This window comes from Pseudarthrobacter sp. B907, from assembly GCF_040137805.1.
In the GTDB taxonomy this organism is placed as follows: Bacteria; Actinomycetota; Actinomycetes; order Actinomycetales; family Micrococcaceae; genus Arthrobacter.
Genome location: NZ_JBEEQE010000038.1, coordinates 473 through 1,137, shown reverse-complemented (window position 1 = coordinate 1,137; position 665 = coordinate 473). Strand labels below are relative to the sequence as shown.

Sequence of the window (665 nt, the reverse complement as noted above, 5' to 3'; positions counted from 1 at the left end):
TGGGAGTACGACGCCGACGGGAACCGCACCCGGTTCACCGACGCGCACGGGACCACTACCACGTATGTCCGGGATGCCGCAGGCCGCGTGACCGCTGTGAGCAACCCCCGGCTCGGCGAGGCCCGGTTCACGCACGACGCCTCGGGGCGGATCACCTCCGCCACCGCCGGGGATTTGGTGCAGGAATGGGCCTACCGCTACGGGAGCCTGTCCGAACACAGCCGCACCGACCGCTCTGACCCGCTCACGGCCGATGCCACCCTGATCGGACGCGACGGGGACGGCCGGATCACGGCCCTGACCCACGCCGGTGCCGTGACCCGGTACGGCTACGACGGAGCCGGGCAAATGGTCGCCGCCGCCACCACCCCGAACGGCTCTCTGGAGCCCTCGGTGCGGGCCGCCGTCTCGGACTGGGAATACGACACCGGCGGGCGTCTGACCCGCGAATCCACGCCGGCCGGGTCCCGGGCCTACGAGTACGACGCCGCGGGGCAGCTCCTCGCCGTCACTGACGCGGACGGTACCCGGACGGAATACGTCCACGACGGCCTGGGCCGCCGTACCCGGCTGATCCGCCCGGACGGGTCCTGGACCGAGTACGCATGGGGTCAGAGCGGCCAGCTGAAGAACGTTGCCGACCGCACACCCGACGGCATGGAAAC

General features: G+C 71.6%; 1 pseudogene. It reads left to right on the top strand.

The features are described from left to right. Nucleotides 1–665 (top strand): annotated as a pseudogene (locus ABLI39_RS17340) (DUF6531 domain-containing protein); the annotation flags it as partial.